The following is a 23,545-nucleotide window of genomic DNA, read 5'->3' on the forward strand; positions in this document are numbered from 1 at the left end:
CCGTTAAGACCGGTGAGCGGGAGGTTGGAGCCCTTCTTGTTCTTGACGGTGAGGGTGACGGTGCCCTGATCAAAGGTCGGAGCAACGACAAGTTCGGGGCCTTCCTTGGACGCAGTAACCGTCAGGGTATTATTTCCCTCGTCTTGATTAAGGCCATCGGCTTTAATGGTGAAGGTGAAGGCGCCCAGCGTGTTGTAGCCTCCAAGGGTGTCGGTCTCCTTGACCGTGTAGGTACCAGCATCAAGGCCCTTGATATTAATCTCGCCGTTTCCATCGGTCGTGAAATTCCAGGGATCTTTGCCGAGGGAACCGTTCTCCTGGACATACTGAGTGCCAGCGCCCTCGTCGGCACCCGTGGCCTGGATGGTGAACTTTACGCCCTCGAGCTTGGTGGCCTCGTTAGCAGAGTCCTCCTTAACGAGCTTGAGCGCGTAAGTGTAGTCACGGACGGTATCGGGCACGGACTCGCCCTTGCCGTTGCTCATGGGATTGTTGAAGTAGATGAGCTTGACGCTGTTGGGATTACCCTCGCCGCCAACCACGACATTCTTCGCCTTCTCGTGGTCAAGCTTGGCGGTGTAGGTGACGACGACATGGGAATCCTTGGTAAGCGTCTTGCCCACGGACCGAGCAGCAGCCTTAAGATCCGTAAAGGAAACAGTCAGCACCTGCCCAGTTACAGCCCCGGACTCGTCCGTAGTATTCGTGACACTCGCGGTGTAGTTGTTGACCGCCGTCACGGTTTCGTCATCAATCTTAACGGTAATAGAATTCTCATCCGCGGTCAGACCCGCGGAGAGCTCGTCGTGGAACTCATAGTAGTAGGTGTTGAACGTATCGATGTTCGCAGCCACAGTACCGGTCAGCTGGTAGTACACGGGCTGATCCATCTGGGAGTCGCCCTTGTCAGCCCAGTCGCTGTGGAGCTTGTCATTCTTGACCTTCTTCGTAACCGTGGGAATGCCAGTCTTCTCGGTCACGGTTACTCCAGTACCACCTACGACGGCGAAAATCGGCGAGGTGCCCGTCTGTTTCTTGTTGGAATAGTCTTTATTCGTACCGATGGAGTTATCATCTGTCAGGAAGAGATAGTAGCCAGCGCTCTCAGGCGTAAAAGAATCACCAGCATTGAACGCCGTACCTGACGGCTGCTCATTTTTCTTTACAATGGCGGCTATTTTATTAAGCAAGTCTCCGTTCTTAACAACGAGTTCCCTGCCGCTTTCGGACACATAGGTGCCCAACCAATCAGCAACGTCCTGAGCAGAAGGAGTTTCGGAAAGCTTCTTACCATTACTAGCATCGCTACGGATATCAGCAATAATCTGGTCCTTGGTGGTTTGCGTTATGGTATCAGCCCAATCAACATCAGATGTGACTTTACCATTTTCGCCGTCGTGAACTTTTGCCTTGAAGATTTGGTACGGAACGAAACGCGTCTTAGCGGTGCCCTTGTTGTTCTCGCTCTGCTCGATGATGATGCCCATTTGCCGGAGCCGTCACCGGATCATCAGCAAACGCCATGGTCACCGGGGCCATGACGCCGCCGAAGCTCAACGCCGCTGTGAGGCCGGCGGTTACTGCCAGGCGTGCGATGTTCTTGTTCATGCTCATCTTCTTTTCCTCCGTTTTCCGGTTGGTTCTCATTCGATCGGTCATCATCTGTCTGTGTCTTAGCATCTGTTTCGCTACGTCTCGCCCCGCTCTCGGTGGGGCTGCCAGCTACTCTTTATGGCTGCCACCTCCCCGCTTGATCAGGAGCGCGACCACGATCAGTGCAGCTCCGGCGACCGCTGCGGCGACCACGGCGTACATTGCCATATCACCAGTCAAGGGCATAAAGCCTCCGGTGGTAATGCTAGGGGGTGTGCCGGTGGGCGTGTTGATGATCGACGCCTCCAGGCTGCCCGTCGACCCGTCCGCGCTGTCGGCGCGCAGGGGCGACTCGGCCGTGATGGTGAGCTTGGGCTTGGCGGCGGCCACCTGGTCGACGTCCAGGCCCTCGGCCTTGACCGTCACGGAACGCGTGCCCTCAAAGGCGGTGTAGCCCTTGGGCGCCTTGAGCTCGCGGACCTCCAGCTTGCCCGAGTCCACGCCCGAGACGGTCACGCGGCCGTCCTCACCCGTGGTAACGGTGGCCTTGCCCTCTGCATCCCACGTGCCGTCGGCCGCCAGTGTGCGACCGCGGTCGTCGGCAATGCTCAGGACCGCCCCGGCAAGCGGCTTGTCGCCGTCGCTGCCACGCTTGGTAAGTGCGAGATCCCAGGTGTAGGCGCACGCATCGTCGCTCGGCGTGCGGGTAAAGCCGGCGTCGCCGGACTGATCGGCAAAGGGAGAGCGCGGGTAGCGCAGGTAGACCTCGTTGGGGTTGCCCTTCGCGATGCCGTGGTTGCATGCGCTGTTGAGCGGCGCATTGTACACGGCGACCACGCGGGCGCCCGCGGTAAAGGCGTCGGCCCCGCCGAGCGCGGCGATGAGGTCGCCGGTGCGCACGGTGAAGGTCTTGCCGTCGGCCGCTACCTTGGTGGCGCACTGGGTCGTGATGTCGGTCCAGCCCTTCGCGGGCTCGGTGCCGACGCGCCCGTCCTTGCCGGCCGAGACGGCGTCGAAGTCGCCGTCCGCGCCCGCCGCCACGTACACGCGCATGCTCGCGGCGACCTTGGAGGGGTCGAGCCCCGCGCTCATGGTGTCGACGAACCGCACCGTATAGGTGTCGTAGGCGGTAAGACCCGCCGGGACCGTGGCAGAGAGGCGCCAGTACAGGTCGTCGGTGACCGTGGCGTCGGCGGCCTTCTGCCATGCGGCGGCGCAGTCCTCCAGCACGTGCTTGGCGACCTTGGGGGTCGCCGCCTTGGGCTTGACGGTGACGGCGCTGCCGCCCACCAGGGCCATGATCGGCGCGGTGCCGGCCTCGTTCTGGGCGATGGCGTCGTCGTCGGCGACGATGAGCCAGTAGCCGCAGGGCAGCTCGGCCGCCGTGCCCGCATTGAGGGCCACGGGCACGGCGCCAGAGCTCTGGAGGGAACGAGCGAGCCGTGCGCTCAGCGCGCTCGTAAGGTGGGAATCGGTGTTGAGCCACTCGGCAGCTTCCCGCGCGGTGGTCTGGGATTTGGGCATGCCGGCGCTGCGCAGCACGGGCAGGACGGCGTCGCGCACGGCGTCGCTTGCCCAAGCGAGGTCGGTGGCGACCTTGGCGTCGCTGTCGCCGTCGACGACGTTGGCGCTAAAGATCTGGTAGGCGTCGTAGCTGCTCGCCACGGTACCGCTCACCGTGATGGAACCGGTCGCGGTCGGCGCGGCCTGCGCGGATGCGGGGAACACAACCGCGCAGGTGCCGATCAGGAGAGCAAGCAGCGCAAACAAGATCGGGAAGGAGCAAACTTTCTTATTCACGACGCTCGCCTCCCTTCGCATTCGCCTTGCGACGAATGTGCATCCAAGCCGCAGCAGCGCAAAGCACCGCCGCGCCGGCAAGGTACGTCAGAGTGACGCCCGACATACCAGAAAGGGGCAAAGAGGTGGAGTAGGTGTTGGTGAAGGTGGGGGTGGACTTGGGCTTGGTACTGTCAAAGTTAATGGGCTTCGGGTCGGCGATAGGATCACCGTGAGCGTCCTTGATTTTGGTAAAGGTCACTATCTCGGGTTCGATTTTACCTTCTCCATTGTCCTTCATCTTGACATCAAATCGATAGACCGACTTGTCGTACGTATAGTGCGAGAACCACTGAACCTCTGTACTCTCACGCACGTAGTACTGGAAGTCTTTGCCAGCGAGACGACCCGGATCAGCAGAATCACTCTGCTTCAATTTGTCAAGTGTGTACTCAATCTGTGAGAACTCAAGCATCTGGAGCTTGTCGCCGTCAGCAGCGGTCGTAGCCATCTTGGCATCAGTCGTACGCTTCTCAGCGTTCTCGAATTTTTCGTTATCCGCAAATTCGAGCGTGAACTTCTTCATCTCGCCACCCTTAACGACCTTGGTCGCTGCAGGCGTCCAGGAACCAAGAGAGTTATAGGGCTCAATTTTGTTGGTAAAGGTCGGGTTATCACCGTAGCCAATATTAACCGAAGCCATCGTATTATCTGATAGGTACTTAACGGAATAGCCTCCGTTAAGCTGTTCGAAGTCCTTAGCCCCCTCGGACTTTTTATAGACAGTTACTCCTTCTACCTTGTAATAATTAATAGGATACGACATGAGATATTTAGTTTCGGATGGCCTGTCCCCAACTTTTACCACGATTTTGTAAATGGTCTTATCGAATTTAGTGTCCAATTCGTTATCGCCGCTGATGGGTTCCTCAACGAGATAGAAAACGTATTGTCCCGAAGAATAGTCCTTGCCAGAGTTGAAGGTGATTTCGCCGCTTGTTTGGTCAACAGTCGCCTCGCCCGCAACACTGCAATTGCCCATATCTAATGTGCCGTCCTCTTTCCAAGAAGGCTCAGTGGTACCATCCTTGCGGAGCAGCTTAAATTTGTAATTGTGTCCGCTAAGGCTTTGCGAGATTCCCTTTTCATTTTTAAGCACCTTAGTGGCATTGAGCTTCATGCTCGGATAAACGCTCAGATCATTGACTTCGCCGACGGTGAGGTCGCCGTTGGTCATAATGCCGCCGCCATGGGTGTACGAGTAGTTGCCGCTGATGACGGTCGTAGCTGCCGCTTGCGCATTTGCTATGGCATCATCAGTCGGATGGGCCTCCAAACCGAACATATACTTGGCCTCGGCACCGCCGTTGGCATCGATGGTTATCTTCGCATTATCGCAAGTGCCCTGCCAGCCAGCTGAGCCGCCGCCGAGCATCTTGCCGAGCACAACTGCAACCGTCTTATTGCTGTCATTCTTGCGCACCAGGAAGAAATCCTGGTGACCGGCTTCTTTGAAGGTTGAGGTAATGTAGTTAGAATCGCTGTCCTCGTTCTTGCCATTACCTCCGGCAGACATGTGATCATCACAACCATGATCCGTATTGTTGTAGATTGCGGCACCATTTGAGTGCGAGACAATCGTCTCTCCCGTGGGGCAGGCACCGATGCCACCACCCCAGCCGCCGGCATCATTTTGAGTGATCAGCGTCTTTACGATATTGAGCTTGCCGCCCTGCTGGATAAAGATGCCGCCGCCGCCCCAGTCGCCCCCGCGACCGTTAGTGCTGCCCGTCATGGTCTTGTTGTTGGTGATGTAAATCTTGTTGGACGTGCCCGGCTCAGTCCCAATATCGCCGGTAGTACCGGTGGAAATACGGAGACCACCGCCCTCGGCATTTTCGGACATATTGCCTGCAATAATGCCGCCCGTCATTTTGAACTTAATCCACTGGTTCCAAAAGCCAGCGTAGATTCCGCCGCCGGCCTCATGGGAGTAATTGGCAGTAACGGAGCCATCCGTCATAGTTAGTGTGCCGCCGTGTGTGCATGCAATGCCGCCGCCACCGAGCACGCCATTGTTGTAAAGGTTATCAGTGACGCGATCGTTGACTCGGTTGTTTGTTATACAGGCAGAGCCGCTAATGGTAACGTTTGCGCCCTCGGTATAAACACCGCCACCGTAGCCACCGGCGTTGGTGTCGTCACCATTGTTGATGGTATTTCCATACGTAGCGTTGCCAGAGATAACACCACCGGAGAGATTCAACGTGGCACCCTGGTCAGCATAGATGCCGCCGCCAGAGGCTGCCTTGTTTGCCGCGATTACACCGTTGGTCATGTTGAGCTTGGCATTTGCACCCGTCACACATAGGCCACCGCCCCAACCACCGTCGTTGCCGTTGGTGACGTAACCACCAGAAATATTGACAGCGCCCTGAGAGAGAATAACGTGACCGCTGTTGCCCAGGGTACGAGGCGTTGTGATCATGCCACCCGTAAGGTTGAGCGTGCTCCCTCCCTGAACGGAAATGACCTGTTTGACCGAACCACTGTCGGATGCAGCAACGATTGCGCCGAAACCGCTGACGACATGCTTAGTTGTAGTCTCGGTGGTGCCAAATCCGCCTTCGCTAGGCATGCTTGTTGTTACATAGTAAGTAAGAGTGCCGTTGTTGTTGGTATCCCATGTCATGGCTGCAGCCCGGCCAGGATTATTTTCATTATCAGTAGAAGTTTTATCACTTGGCTTTGCAGAATCCTCAATGGTAAGCGCACCGCTCGCTACCGTAATGAACGTGTCGTTATTACCAACGCGGTAATAAAGCTTATGACCCGCAAGGTTAATCTTAGTGTCTTTTTCGATTTTGATTGGCTTGGTCGACCAAGCGTCACTTGTCAGGCAATAGCTTCCGCCGGTGGTAAACCTGTCAGTAACATCACCCTGTAGCTCGATATCACCGTTGGTGTTCACGTCAGCAAGCGCGATTGAGTTCTCGTCGTCAGCACCATCATCCGCGGGCTGCGCAGCGCTCTCGGCTTCCGCGCCATCGGCAGCCGAATCCGCCACAGCAGCGTCTTCTCCCTCGCCACCCTCAGCGTCGTCACTATTCTGATTTTTTGCGTCTTTACCCGTGGAATTGCCTGCGCCGGCGTCCTCGCCCAAAGCGTTCTCGTCTGCACCGGCCTCCTCGGTAGGAACCGTCTGGGCATCGTTGGCAATGGCCTGCGAGATCGGAGGCATGACGAGCGACAGTACCAGGCTCAACACGGAGGCTCCGCACAAAACGCCTGCCAGTACACGGCGCGTCACTTTATTACTCTGCTTAGATTTGTCTGAATTCGCTTTCATCGATGTCTCCTCCCCAAGAGACCGCGATCTTGCTCTTTCACTATCAAACGTATCTGCGCAACCTGTAATTGCGCACGTTTAGTAATCCATATTGTAACGATTGTTTGAACATCTGAGCAACAAAACCGACAATTTTGTAGCGAATTCTCAATTCTCTTGACATTTTCTCAGATTTACCTTCGTTTATTCGCTATTTAATTTTTGTTTCTACTGGTAATTTAGTTGCCAATCATTTTTTAATGGCATTAGATTAATTTGCACAACATTTTGCTCAAGAGTAAACATCCTGTGAACAGTCGAAAACGACCATGAACGGTAGATCATTAACCGGGATGAATATCCTACCAAATTGATGAGAATATCTTAAACCCATCGGTGGTTAGAAGCATGATGTTCAGACAACAATATTTGAATTTTCACACAGATTTTTGGTATCAATTCGCCCAAATCGCCTGAGGCCACTGCAAAAGAGCCTGTCCCCTTTTGCAGTGGTTCTCCCCCAGCGCTACAGCAGATGCTCCTCGATAAAGATCGCGATGCCGTCTTCGTCGTTGCTCGCGGTTACAAAATCGGCGGCGGCACGGGTGGCGTCGCTGCCATTTGCCATGGCAACGCCCACGCCGGCGTCGGCCACCATGCAGGTGTCGTTATCGGCATCGCCAAACACGCAGATGTCCTGGAGCTCCATGTCTTTGAGCTCTGCCACGCGCACAAGGCCGCGCGTCTTGGACACGCGCGGATCCATGAACTCGTAGAGCCGCTGCGTGGTTTGCAGAGCCGCCGCCTTAACAGTGTCATCGACAAACGTCGACGCGCGCTCGATGACCTGCGACATCACCTCGGGCGCCATGGTAAACATCACCTTGGGCTGCGGCTCGCGCAAAAACTCGGCAAAATCGACCACCTGGTAGGGCACACCGTCGACGCGCGACAGGTGCTCGACGCATGCGTTGCTCTCGGGCACGTAGAACACGCCGTCTCGGGGGCAGACGGGCGTTGCCGGAAGGTCCGCCATGTGCCTGCAGATGCGCGCGATGGTCTCGCCCGGCAGCGGATAGCTCAGCTCGTTGATGTCGTGCGCGCGGTCGATGACCTCAGCGCCACCGCAGCCCACCATCACGTCTACCAGGCCTTCGATGCCCCAGAGCTCGTACATGGCCTCGGTCGCGTGGGCGTCGCGCCCGGTGCACAGGCCAAAGAGCACGCCGCGCTCGCGCAGGGCACGAATCGCCGCCACGGTGCGCGGGGACACCGTGTGCTGGCTCGTGAGCAGCGTGCCGTCGATATCGCAGAACACGGCTTTAATGTGGCTGAAGGTGGTGTCCATGGGGGCCTTTCTGGGTTGTGCGGCGGTGCTGAATGTGGTCGGAAATGGTGTACATGGTATACCAAGGCGCAGGCCGTTGGGATCCGATCGCCACAAAGGCGTCTGGCCCCTCTGTGGTGGCCGAACCCGAAGGGTGGCCTAGCCGGAACGCAAACCATCACAACATTCGACGCTTTTCGTCAAAATCGCGATTTTCATCGAATGTTGTGATGGTTTTTACTGCAAAGCAAAATCCACCACAAAGGTGCCTGGCCCCTTTGTGGTGGAAGCGACGTTTGCCCAGATAAAATCTGCCAAAATAAACCTGTCCCATTTTGGCAGGTTTTAGGCCAGATGATCTTGAATCAGGTCGCAGATGGCTCGGGCGTCGTTGATGTTGATGGCTCGGGTCGCAAAGCCGGCGTCGAAGGCCTGGCGTGCCAGGGCCTCGTTGCAGGCAAGGGCCAGCGTGTGACCGTCGACCAGGTCGAGCGAGCTCTTGCCGCGCAGACGGTCGACACCGGAGCGCGCGACCACAATGTTGTCGAAGCCCTCGGTCTTGTAGCCCTCGATGATCACCACGTCGACATCGTTGTAACGCGACAGCAGCTCGCGCGCGGGCATCTCGTCCTCCTCGCGCGTGTCGGCGTACTCCGCCCAGCGCGTGGCGCAGATGAGGCCCACGTGCTTGGATCCGGCCTGGTGATGGCGCCACGTATCCTTAGCGGGCACATCGATATCAAAGCCGTGGTGCCCGTGATGCTTGAGCGAGCCCACGCGCAGGCCGCGGCGGGTGAGCTCGGCGATAACCTTCTCGACGAGTGTGGTCTTGCCCGAGTTTTGGTAGCCGATAAACGCGATCGCGGGGACGGCCGGTGTCGGAGCTGCGGGCGCGACGGCGACGGGTGCGCTTGCGGGCGCGGCACCGTCAGCGGCCACGGCCTCAACAGCAGCGGCCTGACGCTCTGCGCGGTCCCACACGCCCGAGCGGCCGCCCTCCTTGTGCAGCAGGCGCACGTCGACAATCTCCATGCCGCGATCGACCGCCTTGCACATGTCATAGATGGTCAGACACGCGGCACTCGCGCCGGTCAACGCCTCCATCTCAATACCCGTCTTGCCAGTCACGCCGGCCGTAACCAGTACGTGAAAGCCAACCTGCCCGTCCGCGCGCGCCGGCGCCCAGCCCTCGGGCACGTCCTCGGCCGGCGTCCCCGCCGGAGCGATGGGCGCAATGTCGCACTTGCTCTTGGTAATGAGCAGCGGATGGCACATGGGGATGATGTCGCTCGTGCGCTTGATGGCCATGATGCCCGCCACGCGCGCGCAGGCGAGCACATCGCCCTTTTTGGCGCGGTCCTGCAGCACCATGGCCTGTGTCTCGGGATGCATGAGGATAGTGCCCTCGGCGATGGCGATGCGATGGGTCTCGGCCTTGTCGGACACGTCGACCATGCGCACCTCGCCCTTGGCGTCCACATGCGTCAGCTCGTCGCGACGGGCGTCGCGGGCGGGCTCGGTGGCAGCACTGGCAGTCGGCTGTGCGGACGCGTCGGCGTTACCAGCATTCGCCGCAGCCGTGCCTTTGTGGGCAGACATCGCGGCCCTGCGAGCGGCCTTGGTGGCATCGGCGTACCTGCTCTTGGCCATATGATCATCCTCCGATTTGGGACATAAATCGTTGCGTGCCCTCAATTATCGCGTGTTCCTGCGGTTTGTGGGCCACGGCATCGCGCCAAATCGAAAGTACCTGCATATCATCACCACGGCGCAGGGCGTCGCGCACCGAATACTCGGCATCACTGAACAGGCACGGACGCACGTTGCCATCGGCCGTCAGGCGCAGACGGTTGCAATTCGCACAAAAATGGTTGGACATGGCGCTAATGAAACCGACCGTTCCCGTCGCGCCCGGAAAGTGCCAATAGCGCGCAGGGCCAGCGCCGGCAGGAGCGTCGTTGATGTCGAGTGGCTCGAGCTCGCCCAGCCCCGTCGCGGCGGCCCCGGCATTGATACGCGCCCGCAGCTCGTCGCTCGGCACGGTGTCACTCGCGTCCCACAGCTCGGGATTGAGTGTGGGCGCGTGAGGGTCTACGGCACAATGCGAGCTCGTGTGCTCGTCGCCGATGGGCATATATTCGATAAAGCGCAGGTGGATGGGGCGGTCGACGGTCAGTCGTGCGAGGGCTGCTACATCCTGGTTGAGCCGGCGCACTACAACGCAGTTGACCTTAACGGGCTCAAAGCCCCAAGCCAGCGCCGCGTCGATGCCGGCCATGGTCTGCTCGAGCCGACCCAGGCGCGTGATCTTTCCAAACAGCGTAGGGTCGAGCGTGTCGAGCGAGATGTTGACGCGGTTAAGCCCAGCGTCTTTGAGCTGCAGCGCCAGCTTGGGCAGCAGGGCGCCATTGGTGGTGAGCGAGATGTCCTCGATCTGCGAAATCGCGCGGATGTCACGAATGAGCGGAATGATACGGCGGCTGACCAGCGGCTCGCCACCCGTCAGGCGCACGCGGCGAATGCCCTCCCCCGCCACCAAGCGCACAAAGCGGGCGATTTCCTCGGCACTGAGTAACTCGTCGTGTGCACGGGGCGCCACGCCATCGGCCGGCATGCAGTAAATGCAGCGGAAATTGCACTTGTCGGTAACGGCAATGCGCAGGTAGTTGATATCGCGGCCAAAGCCGTCATGTTGCACGCGCCCGTCCACGCAGCCCTCCCCTCACGCGGCGTTTTATTCTTCGGAAAACATAATACCCCACGGGAAGAATGGGTCGACATGCGTACGACAGGACAGGTCGCTTCGAGCAAAACGGACTTCCCAAGCCCATCCTCAACATCCAAACCGTCCCAAAAATCGATGATTTTCTTCAATATCGAGAAAAGCATCGATTATTGAGACGGTTTGCCTGCTCACAATGCCCCGCAGAAGGGTCAGAACGCCCCTAGAGGCCACCATTCCAGTTGCGAATCACGAATTCCCGCAGGTCATTCTGCCGTTTCTGGAACACCTCGCTTCGGTCGCACTTGAGACCCATAGCGAGCGCGATGGCATTCATCGCCCGGTGCAATTGCAGCTGATGGGCAAACTGAGTCCCGGTGAGGACGATCATCCTAAAGCCCAGCGCGCTCAGCACAGTCATACGCTCCGCATCCGACGCGCTGCGCTGTTTATCAAGATGGTCCGAGCCGTTGTATTCAATCCCTGTACCGCTTGCAGGAGCATATACGTCGATCTCGAAATACCCGGCCTTTGCGAGATACTTGAACTCGTTGGGAACATCGACCCGATGGTTGAGCTCGATCTTGGCATATCCCAGCCCTCCCTGGGAACGTTTTGCTACGACCATGATTGCAGTGGCCGTCTCCATGGGCGATCGCGCGCCATCGTGCACGCGCTTGAGCACGGCGGCCGCGCGTATGGCCCCCTGACGAGATCGGTTCTCATTGCAATAGGCAATCAAGTCGGCAACGGTATACCTCTGCCCCATCTCGATATAATCGCCTGTCGACAGATGATTCAAATGGTATCGAGCGCAGATTTCGTAGCCATATTCCAGCTGCTCGGGCTCGCTCATCCACGAACCCGCTTGGACAAAGCACATGGCCTCATCAACCACTAGAAGGCCCTCTGCCACCTCGATAAGATGGTCTGAAGGTACCGGCGCTCCAAACACGTGGCACCTGAATCCAGCCGGCGTCGAGCGCTCAAAATCGAAGTTGACGAGCGTGTCGATATGATCGAGCTCTTCTCGTGGAATACCAAGCGAAACCAGATAGTCGGCAACGATCCCAACTGCCGTTGAAGCCCTCAGCCCCTTGGCATCGAGTCCCAATTTGGGCAGGCTCGCGGTCGGCTCCGCCTCGTTAGCAAGCGAGTCCTCATCGTATAGGCTGCTTGCTCGCGAGAGCGGCTCGGACGGGCGCGCCACGTTGTGGTACAGCCAGGCAGTCTTATGGGACAGGACAATCGGCAGGTCCATGAGCCCTCCAATGGAGTCGGATAACCAACCTTATTCCCCCTGCTCACGGGTTCGCACACCTTCGTGCGCAAGAAAGCGATTCCACCCGGTCGAGTGGTAGAAAAACCATCACAACATTCGATGCTTTTCCCGATTTTGGCAAAAAACGTCGAATGTTGTGATGGTTTGAGGCGAGGTGAGGGGCACGGAGGGGTCAAAGTATCGTACTCGGAGCGTGACTTTTTTCGCCCTGCCGCCAACACAAACCTTGACTCTACAATCGTTGTAGGGTTTTCACTACACTGGTAGCTAAACGAACCCAGCCAGAAAGCCCCGCTCATGGAACACGACCTCACACGCGGCAATGTCCTCAAGACCATCGCGGTCTTTGCCCTGCCCTATATGCTCTCGTACTTTTTGCAGATGCTCTACGGCATGGCCGACCTGTACATGATGGGGCAGTTTAGCGGCGCTGCCGGCATCACCGCCGTGGGCAATGGCGCGCAGACGCTCTATATCATTACCGTGACGCTCGTGGGTCTGGCCATGGGAACGACGGTCATCGTCGGCCACGCCGTGGGCTCGCGTCGCTTCGATCGCGCCGAGACCGCCATCGGCAACACCATCACGCTGTTTATGGGTGTCTCGGTGGTGCTGGCTGTTGTCCTGCTTGCACTGTGCCCGCAGATCGTGGCACTCATTGGCACGCCGGCCGAGGCAGTCGAAGGAACCGCCGCCTACCTGCGTATCTGCTTTATCGGCATTCCCTTTATCGCCGCGTACAACATCCTCTCGGCCATCTTTCGCGGGCTGGGCGATTCGCGCTCGCCTATGTACGTGATCGGCGTGGCGTGCATCATTAATATCGCGCTCGACTTTCTGTTTATCGGCCACATGGGACTCGGCCCCGTGGGCGCAGCGCTCGGCACGGTAACCGCCCAGACGGCCAGCGTTGCCCTCGCGCTCGTGTGGCTCAAGAGTCGCCGCACGAACATCCACGTTAAGCGCAGCGACCTGCGCCCCCAGCCCGAGGTGCTCGGCAGCATTCTTAAGATCGGCGTGCCCGTGGCCGTGCAGGACGGCTGCATCCAGGTGGCGTTTATGTTTATCACCGTCATCGCCAACCACCGAGGGCTCGTCGACGCCGCCGCCGTGGGCCTGGTCGAGAAGATGATCAGCTTTTTGTTCATTGTCCCGAGCTCCATGGGCGCTACCGTCAGCGCACTCACGGCGCAAAACGCCGGCGCGGGCAAGGGCGACCGCGCACGTCAGGTGCTCAAGGACGCCATGACGATCTCGGTGGTGTACGGCTGCCTGATCACGGTGCTGATGTGGCTGGTGGCTCCGGCGTTTATTGGCTTTTTTGCCAAGGACGCTGCAGTAGTCGCGGCCGGCACCGGTTATATGCGCAGCTACATTTTCGACGCGATTTTTGCCGGCATCCACATTTGCTTTAGCGGCTTTTTCGCTGCGTATGGCAAGAGTTACATCGGCTTTGCGCACAACGTGCTAGCCGTGGCGCTCATTCGCGTGCCGGGCGCGTGGCTGCTGTCGAATGCCTATTCCGACACGCTGTTTCCCATGGGCATCGCTTCGCCGTGCGGATCGATTTTGTCGGCAGTCATCTGTGTTATCGCGTTTACCGTGCTCAACCGGCGCGGGGCTTTTGACAAGTTGGCAGCGTAGCGGGGCAACGCGAGCCTGGCGCCCCTCCCCGACCCCATTGAAAGGAGCGGTCCTGTGACCGACACGCCAAGTGAACATACTGAGGGCCTGCTCCGCATTGGCGAGGTGGCGCGCCTGTTTAACCTGAGCGTGGGGACGCTACGTCATTACGAGCAGATGGGCTTGCTGGACCCGGCGCACATCGATCCGGCAAGTGGGTACCGCTACTACGGATCGCGGCAGCTCTCCACCCTCAACACCATCAGCCACCTGCGCGTTCTCAACTTGCCGTTAGCACAAATCCGCGAGTTTGTGACCACGCGCGATGTGAACCTTATGCAGCGGCAGCTGGCTCAGCAGCAGGAGCTCATCGAGCGCAAGCGCCGCGAGCTGGAGCGCGTGTCGCGTAAGATCGATAACCGGCTTGCGCTGCTGCACGATGCCTTGAACACCGAGCTCGATAGCATTTGCACAATCGATGCGCCCGAGCTTCGCTGCGCCGTGTTGCGCGAACGCGTCAACCCTACCGACGCCTATGCGCTGGAGTGGCAGATTCGTCAATTGCAGAAGGGCCAGCACGAGACCTTTGTCTTCCTGGGCAACTTGGGCGTTGGGATTAGCGCCGAACGCCTGGCCGCCGGCGACTTTGATGGCTACGACGAGGTCTTTCTACTGCTCGATGACACCGATGAATACCTGGGCGATGTCGAGGTGCGACCCGCCGCGCGCTGCCTGACCATTAGCTTTCGCGGCACGCACGGGCAAGCGGGTCCGCGCTACGAGCAGCTGCTCGGCTATATGCGCGAGCACGGCCTGACACCCGCCGGCCCCTCGCGTGAGATTGCCCTTATCGACGACATCATCAGCGACGACCCGGCGACCTACGTGACGCAGATCACGGTACCCGTATCGCTAGGCTAGACCGAGCCTCGTCTCTAACTCGGTCAACGCCTCAAAAGCATCACGAGACGCATCTGCCGAGCGCTCACGTTCCGCAATGCGAATTCGCGCCATCAGGTGCTCTTTTGCCTGCCCTTGGGCGTGCCTCGTGCGCCCTTCCGCCTGCGAGCAATTGCGATTCTCTATATCCATTACGCCACCGGCACCTCGCCGGTAGCCAGAATCTGCTCGAGTGCGTCCTCGTCCAGCACGGGCACGCCCAGCTGCTCGGCCTTGGTGAGCTTGGAGCCCGCTTTGGAACCGGCGACCAGGTAGCTCGTCTTCTTTGACACACTGCCCGAAACCTTGGCGCCGAGTACCTTGAGCGCTGCACCTGCCTCGTCGCGGGTGCGGTTGACGAGCGTGCCGGTGAGCACGAAGGTCAGACCCGCGAGCGGCTGTGCGTCGGCGAGCTCGCCCGCCACGCCAGCGTCGGCTGCGGCTTGCGCATGCGCGGCGCCCAGGTCGACCTCGAGCGAAAGGCCCGCTTGGCGCAGACGTTCCAGCACGGCAAGGTTTTCGGGCACGGCCAGGAACTGCTTGACGCTCGCCGCAATCTTGGGACCGATGCCCTCGCACTCGGCGATGTCCTCTTCGCTCGCCAAGATAAGCTTGTCGATCGACAGGAATCGCTCGGCGATGACCTCACCCACACTCTTGCCCACATGGCGGATGCCCAGGGCAAACAGCACGCGACCGAGCGGCTGGCTCTTGGACTTGTTGAGCTCGGCGATGATTTTCTCGGCCGTCTTGAGGCCTACCGGAATGGGGTCGCCCTTCTTGACGCCCTTTTTGCTGTTGGAGCTGGCATAGGTGCGGCCCGTGTCCAGGCCGGCGATGTCGTCGACCGTGAGCTGGTAGAAGTCTGCGACATCGTGGATCAGCCCGGCGGCGATCATCTTGTCGACGATCTCGTCGCCTAGGCCGTCGACGTCCATGCAGCCGCGGCTCACCCAGTGAAGCAGTCGCTCCTTGAGCTGCGCGGGGCAGTCGATGGAGACGCAGCGGTAGGCCACCTCGCCATCCTCGTGGACCACGGGGCTGCCGCACACGGGGCAGACCTCGGGCATGTGCCAGTCGACCGAATCGGCCGGGCGCTTGTCGAGCACCGGGCCCACGACCTCCGGGATTACGTCGCCTGCCTTGTGCACGATGATGGTATCGCCCTCGCGCACGTTTTTGCGACGGATCTCGTCGATGTTATGCAGCGTGGCGCGCGCGATGGTGGAGCCGGCGACCGTCACCGGATCGAACTCGGCGACCGGCGTGAGCACGCCGGTGCGGCCCACCTGGATGCGAATTTCGCGCAGGACGGTCTGCTTTTCCTCGGGCGGGAACTTAAAGGCAATGGCCCAGCGCGGCGCGCGGGCGGTAAAGCCCAGGTCGAGCTGCTGCTGAAAGCTATCGACCTTTACGACCACGCCGTCGATGTCGTAATCGAGGTCACCGCGGTGCTCGAGCGCCTGGGCGCAGAACTCGTGGACCTCGGCCGGCGTGGCGCAACGTGCCACGTTGGGGTTGACGCTAAAGCCGGCGCTGCGCAGCCAGTCCAGAAACTCGCGCTGGCTGTGGACGTGCAGCGGGTCGGTATCGGCGATGGCATAGATAAAGGTGGCCAGGTCGCGGCGCGCCGTGACCTTGGGGTCCTTTTGGCGCAGGCTGCCGGCGGCGGCGTTGCGCGGGTTGGCGAAGGGGTCGCGGCCCTCGGCATCGGCCTCGTCGTTCAGGCGCACAAAGCTGCCCTTGGGCATATAGACCTCGCCGCGTACTTCGATGGTACGCTCGCGGTCGGCGCCCATGTGGGCGAGCGCCGGCTCGGACAGGTGCATGGGCACATCCTTGATGGTACGGACGTTGAGCGACACGTCCTCGCCCGTGGTGCCATCGCCGCGTGTGGCCGCGCGCACGAAGGTGCCGTTTTGATAGGTAAGCGCAACGCCCAGACCGTCGATCTTAAGCTCGCAGGTATAGGTGACGCTGCCAGCACCGAGCGCATCCTCGGTGCGCTGGAGCCACGCGTCGAGCTCGTCCAGATCCATGGCATCGTCCATGGAATACATGCGCGCCATATGCGTGACCGGCGTAAACTGCTCGCTCACGTAGCCGCCCACACGTTGGGTATAGCTGTCGGGCGTCACCAGGTCGGGGTAGGTCGCCTCGATTTCCTGCAGCTCAACGAGCATTTTGTCAAAGGCGGCGTCCGTGATCTCGGGCGCGTCGAGCATGTAGTAGCGATAGGCATGGTAATCGAGCTCGTGGCGCAGCTCGGCCGCACGCGCTGCCGCCTGGGCACGGGCATCGATCGGTGCAGCGGTATCCGTGCTCGCTGGCGTTTCGGTATCGATGTCCACGCCGTCACCAAACAGGCTCGATTGCTTCATAGCGGCACTCCTTCGCTCGATTTCAAACGGATACTAGAGTACCACCGGTCGCAATGAGGCCGAATAGCGGTCTCGAACCGCACCGAATCGGCAGCCGCCAGACTGGGGTGGACAATTAGTTCAGATACGTATAAATCCTAGAGCTGAATCAGGCACGAACACCCCTGTTTCAACTAATTTGGGCTCCTCGAGACCATGTAAACGTCCCACTCTTCCTTCCAAACACCCATTCGAGCCCCATCCCAATCAAAAATTGCTCAAAACGCATCCCAAGCTGCTCTAGATTTATACGTATCTGAACTAACTGTCCAGACCATTATGAACCAGGCCTCTTATCAGCCCCAAGTGATCCGTTTTCCTCCGTCCTCAAGGGATCATCGCGAAAAGAGGGGGCTGTCCCGCGTTGGCGGAACAGCCCCCTCTGGCATTGGTATGTGCGATACAGCTCGTTAGTAACCCTGACCGTAGCCCTGGCCCTGGCCCTGGCCCTGCTGGCCCAGCAGCTCCTCCAGATACTGGCGCAGCTGCTCGTCGGTAATACCGCCGTTGCCGGTGTCGGTCGCGCTGTCGTCCTGTTGCTGGTTCTGCAACTCCTCGTCGGAGCCCAGCTCGACGGTGACCTTCTTCTCTTCCTTGCCGCGCATGAGCGTGATCTCGACCTTCTCGCCCACCTCGTGGCTGCGCAGCGCGATGATCAGGCCATCGGCGCTCGTGATCTCGTCGTCGCCCAGCTTGGTGATGACGTCGCCCTCCTGAATGCCGGCCTTGGCAGCAGGACCATCCTCGACGACGCTCGCCACATACGCGCCGCTATCGGTGCTCAACTTGTTGGTGCGGGCATTAAGTGCATTGACGCTCGAAAGCGTAGCGCCCATGTACGGATGCACCGGCGTCTTGCCGTCGATGATCTGGTCGGCAATGTTCTTGGCGTAGTTGACCGGAATGGCAAAACCCACGCCCGAGCTGGAGCCCGAGTAGCTCTCGATGAGCGAGTTGATGCCCACCAGCTCACCGTTGTCGTTGACGAGCGCGCCGCCGGAGTTGCCCGGGTTGATGGCGGCATCGGTCTGAATCATGTTGGCATAGATGGTGTTACCGCTGGTAGAGCTCATGGCCGTGGAGCGGTAGAGCGCCGAGACGATACCGGTGGAGACAGACTGCTCGTTGCCGAACGGCGAGCCGATCGCCATAACCCACTCGCCCACGTTGAGCTTGGAGGAATCACCAATCTCGATCGGCGTGAGCTTGGAGGCGTCGGCGTCCTTGAGCTTGATGACGGCCAGGTCGCTCGAGGCGTCGTTGCCCACGAACTCCGCCTCGTAGGTGGTGCCGTCGTCCATGGTCACCACGTACTGGTCGTAACCATCGACCACGTGGTTGTTGGTGAGGATGTGACCCTCGGTATCGAGCACAACGCCCGAACCGACGCTGCCCGAACTATCCGACTCATCAGCAGACTGCGAAAGCGAGCCATTCTGGCTGCCGCTCGAAGTGGCGGTGATGGAAACGACGGAGGGCAGGGCCTTGGCAGAAACGGCCTCGGCCAGCGTGGTGTCCTCGGAATCGATCGTGATCTTTTGCGTCGACGAACCCGAAGCACCCGCCGTCACGGCATTCTTGCCGCCGCCGATATCGAGCGTGCCGCTCATAATGAGCGCGATGACCAACAGGGCGCCGCAGGCGCAGCCGGCGAGCGCTGTAATGAAAATCGGCAGCTTTTTGGTCTTGGTCTTGACCACCGTGTGCTTGTTTACAACCTGCTGACCGCCCAGCGGCTTGCCGGTCTGCGTGTCGTAGGCCTGCACGTAGGGAATGTTGCTGCCGGCAGGCGTCGACTCCACCTGCACACGCGGCTGCTGCTGGGTCTCGCCGGCGTTGCCCGCGTCCTGGGGACGCTGGGAATCGTTCTCGCTCATAGCTGCGATCCTTTCGTCAAATAACCAAAGGCCCGCCAAACATGTGGCGGGCCATCATTGTTCACGTTGAGTTGTACCCCAATATGCGGGCGAACGTGTATGAGAACGCAATCTTTTAGGAAGGCTTAAGTTCTGCTGCAGATTCGAGAGGAACCCGCGCCTGCGTCAAAACCACCACGAAGGTGCCTGTCCCCTTCGTGGTGGAAATCTAGTCCTTAAACAGATAGCCCACGCCGCGGACGGTGGTGATGTGTGCCGCGATCTGCGGGCCCACCTTGGAGCGGATGCGTCGGATGTGCACGTCGACGGTACGCGTACCGCCACAGTACTCAAAGCCCCACACGCGGTGCAGCAGTACCTCGCGGCTGTAGGCACGGTTGGGATGCGTCGCCAAAAAGCTCAGCAGCGAGTACTCCATCAGCGTCAGGTCGATGGGCTCGCCATCGAGCGTCACCTGGTAGGTAGCCAGGTTGATCTCGAGGTTATCGATGTTGAGCACATCGTCGGCGGTAACGGTCTCCTCCTCGCCCATCAAGCGCTGCGCGCGAGCCTTGAGCTCGTTGGGCGTCGCCGTGGGGCACACAAAGTCGGCATGCGCGTGATTGGGCAGGCGCAGGGTGCCGAGCGCCTCATCGTCGACGATCACCAACATGGGGACGCCGCCGCGATCGTCAAGCCACTTGGCAATCTGATCGATGCGGTCGCTGCGGATGCCATCGGAATCGAGGATCAGCAGGTCAAAGTCGTGCGCCGCAGTCGGCGAATCGGGAGTAGCCAGGCTCACCTCGACACCCAGGGTGGTCGTCAAGCTGCGGGCAAACTCGTGGAAGCGCGTCGTGCGCGCCATGAACAGGGCACTCTTTTCGGACATATCGGCCTCCAAAGAAATGAGCTCAATCGTACTGGAACAAGCCAGCGCGATTAGGAGTTCGCCAGGTAGTGCTTGATCTCCCACTCGGTGATCGTAGACTCAAACTTATGCCACTCGTCACGCTTCTTTTTGAGGAAGAAGCTGTGGATGTGCTCGCCGAGGGCATCCTTCATAAACTGCGAGTCCTCAAACACGTCAAGTGCCTCTTTGAGCGAGCGCGGCAGCGGCGTGTAGCCGGCCTCGAGCATCTGGCGGTCGGTGAGCTTGAGCGTCTCGGCCGTGGCCTCGGGCGGGAGTTCCAGCTTGCGCTCGATGCCGTCCAGACCAGCCGCCAGCGTGACGGCGTTGACCAGGTACGGATTGGCCATGGGGTCGGGACTGCGCAGCTCGATGCGCGTGGACAGCTGCTTGCCGGGCTTGTAGACCGGGATGCGGACCATGCTCGCGCGGTTGCGCAGGCCCCACGTGGCGTACTGCGGCACGGAGTCGCCGCCCGTGGTGATGCGCTTGTACGAGTTGACCGTGGGGTTAGTGATAGCGCTGATCTCGCGCGCGTGTGCCAGAATGCCGGCCATGTAGTGCTTGGCGATATCGGAGAGGTGATACTTCTCGTCGTCCTCGCCCCAAAAGACGTTGTTGCCGTCGTGGTCGAACAGCGACTGGCACAGGAACATAGCACTGCCATCCTCACCCGCCAACGGCTTGGGCATAAAGGAGGCGTGGCAACCGCTCTCGTAGGCCTGCTGCTTAATGATGAGCTTGGCCGTGGTGATGGCGTCGGACATGCTCAGGGCCTCGGCATGGCGCAGGCTCATACCGTGCTGCGAGCGACCGGCAGCGTGGAAGGTGTACTCCACGGGCACGGACATCTTCTCGAGCGTGAGGACCGTGTTGCGACGCAGGTCGCGAGCGGCATCGCTCACCGAAAGATCGAAGTAGCCCACGTTGTCGAGCGGCTCGGGGGTGTGCTCGTCGGGGAAGTAGTAATACTCCAGCTCGGCACCCACGTTGAGCAGGTAGCCAGCCTTCTCGGCCTTATAGAACATGCGGCGCAACGCATCGCGCGGATCGCCGGCGAAGGGCTTGCGGTCGGGGGTGCACACATCGCAGAACACGCGGGCGACGCCGTTGTGGCTCGGGCGCCACGGCAAAATCTGGAAGGTCGAAGCATCGGGGAACGCCAACATGTCGGCTTCCTCGGGCGTGGCAAAGCCCTCGATGGCGGAGCCGTCAAAGCCAATACCCTCCTCAAAAGCGACCTCGAGGTCCTCGGGGCTAATGGCAAAGTTCTTGAGGCGGCCGAGAATGTCGACAAACCACAGACGTACAAAGCGGATGTCACGCTGCTCTACGGAGCGGAGTACGTAATCGATGTTCTGCTGGTTCATGTCGCTCCCCTTTCTTTCGGGCGGGTTTCGACTGGTCTATATCGCAGATACTATCGCAGAAAAATGTTTCCGCAGGGTTAAAGCGTATCAAGCGCTCAAAAAACGTGTGTGAACAGGCAGTTGCGAACGAATGGTTAGCGCGAGGTTGATGCGCGATGTTCGATGTGGCCGGGAATCTCGATGCGTTTGGGCGCCAGCTTTGCGGCCTCGCCCACCGTAGTGGTAACAACGTCAATGCGCTCGGAGAGGCACTCGACCACGCGCTCGGCGATGGTAAGGGTGTCTTGCGCGGCCGTGGTCACGCCGCCAAAGAGCACATGGTTCCAGGGGTAGTCGTCAAACGTCGCGATTTTGAGCCCCGCCGGCAGCGAGGGACCAAGCTGCGCCAGCGCCTCGGTCAGACGCAGGAAAACCAGGCCGTTGACAGCAATGAGGCCGAGCTTTTTGCCTGCATAGCCGCGGATGGTCTCGTCCAAGCGGCCGACGCCCGTGGCACCACCGTCGGCCAGGGTGACGACCTCGCCGGCCAGGCCGCGGCGCGAGAGTTCGTCGGCAAAGGCCTCGGCACGCTCGCGACGCACGGGGCTGTCGTCGCTTGCCTCGGTGAGCAGGCACAGGCGCTCGCTGCCAGCGGCGGCGAGCTCGTCTACCAAGCCAGCGACCAGCTCACGGTTGTTAGATGTCACCAGATCGACTCCGCCGTCGGCAACATCGCGGTCGAGCAGCACAACAGGCAGACGTCCCGCTGCCGCGGCGATCGCCTCGTCATTGCCTCCGCAGGTGTTGACGACCAGGCCGTCCACGCCGGCATCGATAAGCCTGGTGAGCGACTCTGCCTCCTTGGCGGGGTCGCTGCCGCTAATGGCCGTCATGAGCGAGCAGCCGCGCGCAGCGGCGCTGGCGGAAAGTCCTTCGAGCATGGCGCTGGAGAACGGGTTGGCGATGTCGGCCAGGATCACGCCGATGAGGTTGGTGCGCGAGCTCCGCAGATTGCGCGCGGCGGCACGTGGGCGATAGCCAGTGCGCTCGATAACCGCCGCGATGCGGGCACGGGTCTCCTCGGTCATTTGCCCGGGACGGTTGTTGAGATAGCGCGAGACCGTGGCCGGGCTCACGCCCGCCTCGGCGGCAATGTCCTTGATTCTCATCTGCGCCATAACGCACCCCGTTTCCCAATTGTCGGCGGTCTGAGCCATTTTAGGCATTTTTTTAAAAATCTCGGTTGCAAAACGCTGTAGGTGAGCGGCATCGTTTTTGCGCCTCGAGCAGATGCGATGATGGACTAGACTGACGAGTCTTTAGGCAGCTCAAAGTAGTCGGGATGCAAGGCGATAACCGGGCCCTGCTCCTCGGGCATCAGATGCAAGTGCGTCTCTGCCAGATAGCTCGCCGTGTCGGTATCGCCCCTCTTAATGGCCTCGAGAATCCGGCGATGCTGCCGGCGAATCGGCTCCCAATCCAGGTCCTGCGACACCATACGCAACCAGTTGTATCGCTCAAAATGCGTGTTGACGCTCTTCATCCAATCCCACAGCATGTGACGGCCAGCAATCTCAAAACACGTCTCATGGAACAGGTTGTCCAGGTCAAAGAAACGACGCGTTTCGCTATGGTCGAGCGACTCGGACTCGGCAAGAATCTGCTCGAGCCGATGCTTTTGCTCGGACGAAGCGGCCGAACAGCATTTTATGAGTACGCTTCTTTCGAGTTTCTCGCGCAAGAAACAGGCATTCTCGGCGTGTTCCATGCTGATCTTAGAGACGTAGGTGCCGCTCTTGGGACGCGTTTCCACCAGCTCTTGCTCGCGCAGGCGCACAAAGGACTCGCGAATGGGCGTGCGCCCGATTCCCGTCTCCTTTTCCAGACCAATCGCCGAAAGGCGCGTGCCGGGCCTGAGCTCGGCATAGATGATCTTGGAGCGCAATGCGTTGTATGCCTGGTCTTGCAGGCTCTGATAATGCTGGTGTTGTTCCATAAAGCCCTCGGATGAAGCCCACGGTTTGTCGAATTTCACCACGTAATACTATCGCATCGACACGCCCCAGCTCCCAATCAGTCTTTTTGGGACGGGGCTCTTTTAGCTACCCTGGCCCGCAGATCGGCCCCCCTGTCACAAAAGTGGCCCATCTACTACGTTAACACGGATAGCCTCGGCCATACCGAAAACCGTGAAAACAAAACCGCAGGTAGACAGCTTGTCGATTTTCGAAAAAGCCGACTATGGTTGACCCCTGCGGCTTAAACGTAGTAGATAGGCCCTTTTCGTGGCGCAGCACTACTGCACCCCAAATTGGTACCTCGAGCCTGTTATAAGTTGCTGTGAAATACGGACGGTTGATAATCAAGGCGCGCTATACGGCTTGCTATATCTCACTATACTTTGCTGAACGTCGCTA

Annotated in this window: 16 protein-coding genes; 2 read left to right on the plus strand and 14 right to left on the minus strand. The window is 59.7% G+C overall.

From position 1 onward, the window contains the following. From AB5758_RS02475 to AB5758_RS02510, 8 genes are all read right to left on the minus strand, one after another. The coding region (locus AB5758_RS02475) for an isopeptide-forming domain-containing fimbrial protein (RefSeq protein ID WP_368155347.1) at positions 1-1,487 on the minus strand (1,487 nt) is incomplete at its 3' end. Continuing rightward, the gene (locus AB5758_RS02480) at positions 1,441-1,608 is read right to left on the minus strand and encodes a hypothetical protein (RefSeq protein ID WP_368141225.1); all 168 of its coding nucleotides are present in this window, start codon (positions 1,606-1,608) and stop codon (positions 1,441-1,443) included. The genes AB5758_RS02480 and AB5758_RS02475, both read right to left, overlap by 47 nt. A gap of 114 nt (positions 1,609-1,722) precedes the next feature. Further along, positions 1,723-3,393, minus strand: coding sequence for a SpaA isopeptide-forming pilin-related protein (locus AB5758_RS02485; RefSeq protein WP_368141226.1), 1,671 nt, complete (start codon positions 3,391-3,393; stop codon positions 1,723-1,725). Then, a complete protein-coding gene (locus tag AB5758_RS02490; RefSeq protein ID WP_368141227.1) occupies positions 3,386-6,721 on the minus strand; it encodes a Spy0128 family protein in 3,336 nt (1,111 codons plus the stop codon). The genes AB5758_RS02485 and AB5758_RS02490 overlap by 8 nt, the downstream gene beginning before the upstream one ends. A gap of 505 nt (positions 6,722-7,226) precedes the next feature. Then, positions 7,227-8,048: an HAD family hydrolase gene (locus AB5758_RS02495; RefSeq protein ID WP_368141228.1), complete on the minus strand. Its 822-nt coding sequence runs from the start codon at positions 8,046-8,048 to the stop codon at positions 7,227-7,229. A 324-nt stretch (positions 8,049-8,372) separates the two neighbouring features. After that, entirely contained in the window at positions 8,373-9,677 is a 1,305-nt protein-coding gene (gene mobB, locus AB5758_RS02500; protein WP_276530455.1) for a molybdopterin-guanine dinucleotide biosynthesis protein B, read from the minus strand. Between the two features lie 4 nt (positions 9,678-9,681). Continuing rightward, complete coding sequence (gene moaA, locus AB5758_RS02505; RefSeq protein ID WP_368141229.1) at positions 9,682-10,737, minus strand: GTP 3',8-cyclase MoaA; 1,056 nt, start codon at positions 10,735-10,737, stop codon at positions 9,682-9,684. A gap of 235 nt (positions 10,738-10,972) precedes the next feature. Next, complete coding sequence (locus tag AB5758_RS02510) at positions 10,973-12,010, minus strand: putative endonuclease domain-containing protein (RefSeq protein WP_368141230.1); 1,038 nt, start codon at positions 12,008-12,010, stop codon at positions 10,973-10,975. A gap of 318 nt (positions 12,011-12,328) precedes the next feature. Here AB5758_RS02510 and AB5758_RS02515 point away from each other — a divergent pair, with 318 nt between their 5' ends. Beyond that, positions 12,329-13,675 (plus strand): MATE family efflux transporter, encoded by a 1,347-nt coding sequence (locus AB5758_RS02515; RefSeq protein WP_368141231.1) that lies wholly within the window; start codon positions 12,329-12,331, stop codon positions 13,673-13,675. Positions 13,676-13,729: 54 nt separating this feature from the next. Beyond that, complete coding sequence (locus tag AB5758_RS02520; RefSeq protein WP_271746963.1) at positions 13,730-14,575, plus strand: MerR family transcriptional regulator; 846 nt, start codon at positions 13,730-13,732, stop codon at positions 14,573-14,575. 170 nt (positions 14,576-14,745) lie between these two features. Here the strand turns inward: AB5758_RS02520 and ligA are convergent, their stop codons facing one another. From ligA to AB5758_RS02550, 6 genes are all read right to left on the minus strand, one after another. Beyond that, positions 14,746-16,974, minus strand: a complete 2,229-nt coding sequence (gene ligA, locus AB5758_RS02525; protein ID WP_368155349.1) for an NAD-dependent DNA ligase LigA — start codon at positions 16,972-16,974, stop codon at positions 14,746-14,748. A gap of 449 nt (positions 16,975-17,423) precedes the next feature. Beyond that, positions 17,424-18,890 (minus strand): S1C family serine protease, encoded by a 1,467-nt coding sequence (locus AB5758_RS02530; protein WP_320676402.1) that lies wholly within the window; start codon positions 18,888-18,890, stop codon positions 17,424-17,426. Between the two features lie 208 nt (positions 18,891-19,098). Beyond that, positions 19,099-19,761 carry a response regulator transcription factor gene (locus AB5758_RS02535; protein WP_195543861.1) on the minus strand — a complete coding sequence of 221 codons (663 nt, stop codon included), beginning with the start codon at positions 19,759-19,761 and terminating at the stop codon, positions 19,099-19,101. A gap of 50 nt (positions 19,762-19,811) precedes the next feature. After that, on the minus strand, positions 19,812-21,149 hold the full coding sequence (locus tag AB5758_RS02540) for a glutamine synthetase family protein (RefSeq protein ID WP_006234734.1): 1,338 nt from the start codon (positions 21,147-21,149) through the stop codon (positions 19,812-19,814). 134 nt (positions 21,150-21,283) lie between these two features. Further along, the gene (locus AB5758_RS02545) at positions 21,284-22,306 is read right to left on the minus strand and encodes a LacI family DNA-binding transcriptional regulator (protein WP_320676408.1); all 1,023 of its coding nucleotides are present in this window, start codon (positions 22,304-22,306) and stop codon (positions 21,284-21,286) included. A gap of 125 nt (positions 22,307-22,431) precedes the next feature. Further along, positions 22,432-23,124, minus strand: coding sequence for a GntR family transcriptional regulator (locus tag AB5758_RS02550; RefSeq protein ID WP_320676410.1), 693 nt, complete (start codon positions 23,122-23,124; stop codon positions 22,432-22,434). Between the last annotated feature and the right edge of the window lie 421 nt (positions 23,125-23,545).

The organism is Collinsella aerofaciens, from assembly GCF_040926405.1.
Lineage (GTDB): Bacteria > Actinomycetota > Coriobacteriia > Coriobacteriales > Coriobacteriaceae > Collinsella.

Excerpts from the sequence above, each read along its gene's own strand:
- mobB (WP_276530455.1), bottom strand. The coding sequence starts at position 9,677 with ATGGCCAAGAGCAGGTACGCCGATGCCACCAAGGCCGCTCGCAGGGCC.
- AB5758_RS02545 (WP_320676408.1), bottom strand. The coding sequence starts at position 22,306 with ATGGCGCAGATGAGAATCAAGGACATTGCCGCCGAGGCGGGCGTGAGC.
- AB5758_RS02480 (WP_368141225.1), bottom strand. The coding sequence starts at position 1,608 with ATGAACAAGAACATCGCACGCCTGGCAGTAACCGCCGGCCTCACAGCG.
- AB5758_RS02495 (WP_368141228.1), bottom strand. The coding sequence starts at position 8,048 with ATGGACACCACCTTCAGCCACATTAAAGCCGTGTTCTGCGATATCGAC.
- AB5758_RS02515 (WP_368141231.1), top strand. The coding sequence starts at position 12,329 with ATGGAACACGACCTCACACGCGGCAATGTCCTCAAGACCATCGCGGTC.
- AB5758_RS02530 (WP_320676402.1), bottom strand. The coding sequence starts at position 18,890 with ATGAGCGAGAACGATTCCCAGCGTCCCCAGGACGCGGGCAACGCCGGC.
- AB5758_RS02490 (WP_368141227.1), bottom strand. The coding sequence starts at position 6,721 with ATGAAAGCGAATTCAGACAAATCTAAGCAGAGTAATAAAGTGACGCGC.
- AB5758_RS02540 (WP_006234734.1), bottom strand. The coding sequence starts at position 21,149 with ATGAACCAGCAGAACATCGATTACGTACTCCGCTCCGTAGAGCAGCGT.
- AB5758_RS02550 (WP_320676410.1), bottom strand. The coding sequence starts at position 23,124 with ATGGAACAACACCAGCATTATCAGAGCCTGCAAGACCAGGCATACAAC.
- AB5758_RS02535 (WP_195543861.1), bottom strand. The coding sequence starts at position 19,761 with ATGTCCGAAAAGAGTGCCCTGTTCATGGCGCGCACGACGCGCTTCCAC.
- AB5758_RS02510 (WP_368141230.1), bottom strand. The coding sequence starts at position 12,010 with ATGGACCTGCCGATTGTCCTGTCCCATAAGACTGCCTGGCTGTACCAC.
- ligA (WP_368155349.1), bottom strand. The coding sequence starts at position 16,974 with ATGAAGCAATCGAGCCTGTTTGGTGACGGCGTGGACATCGATACCGAA.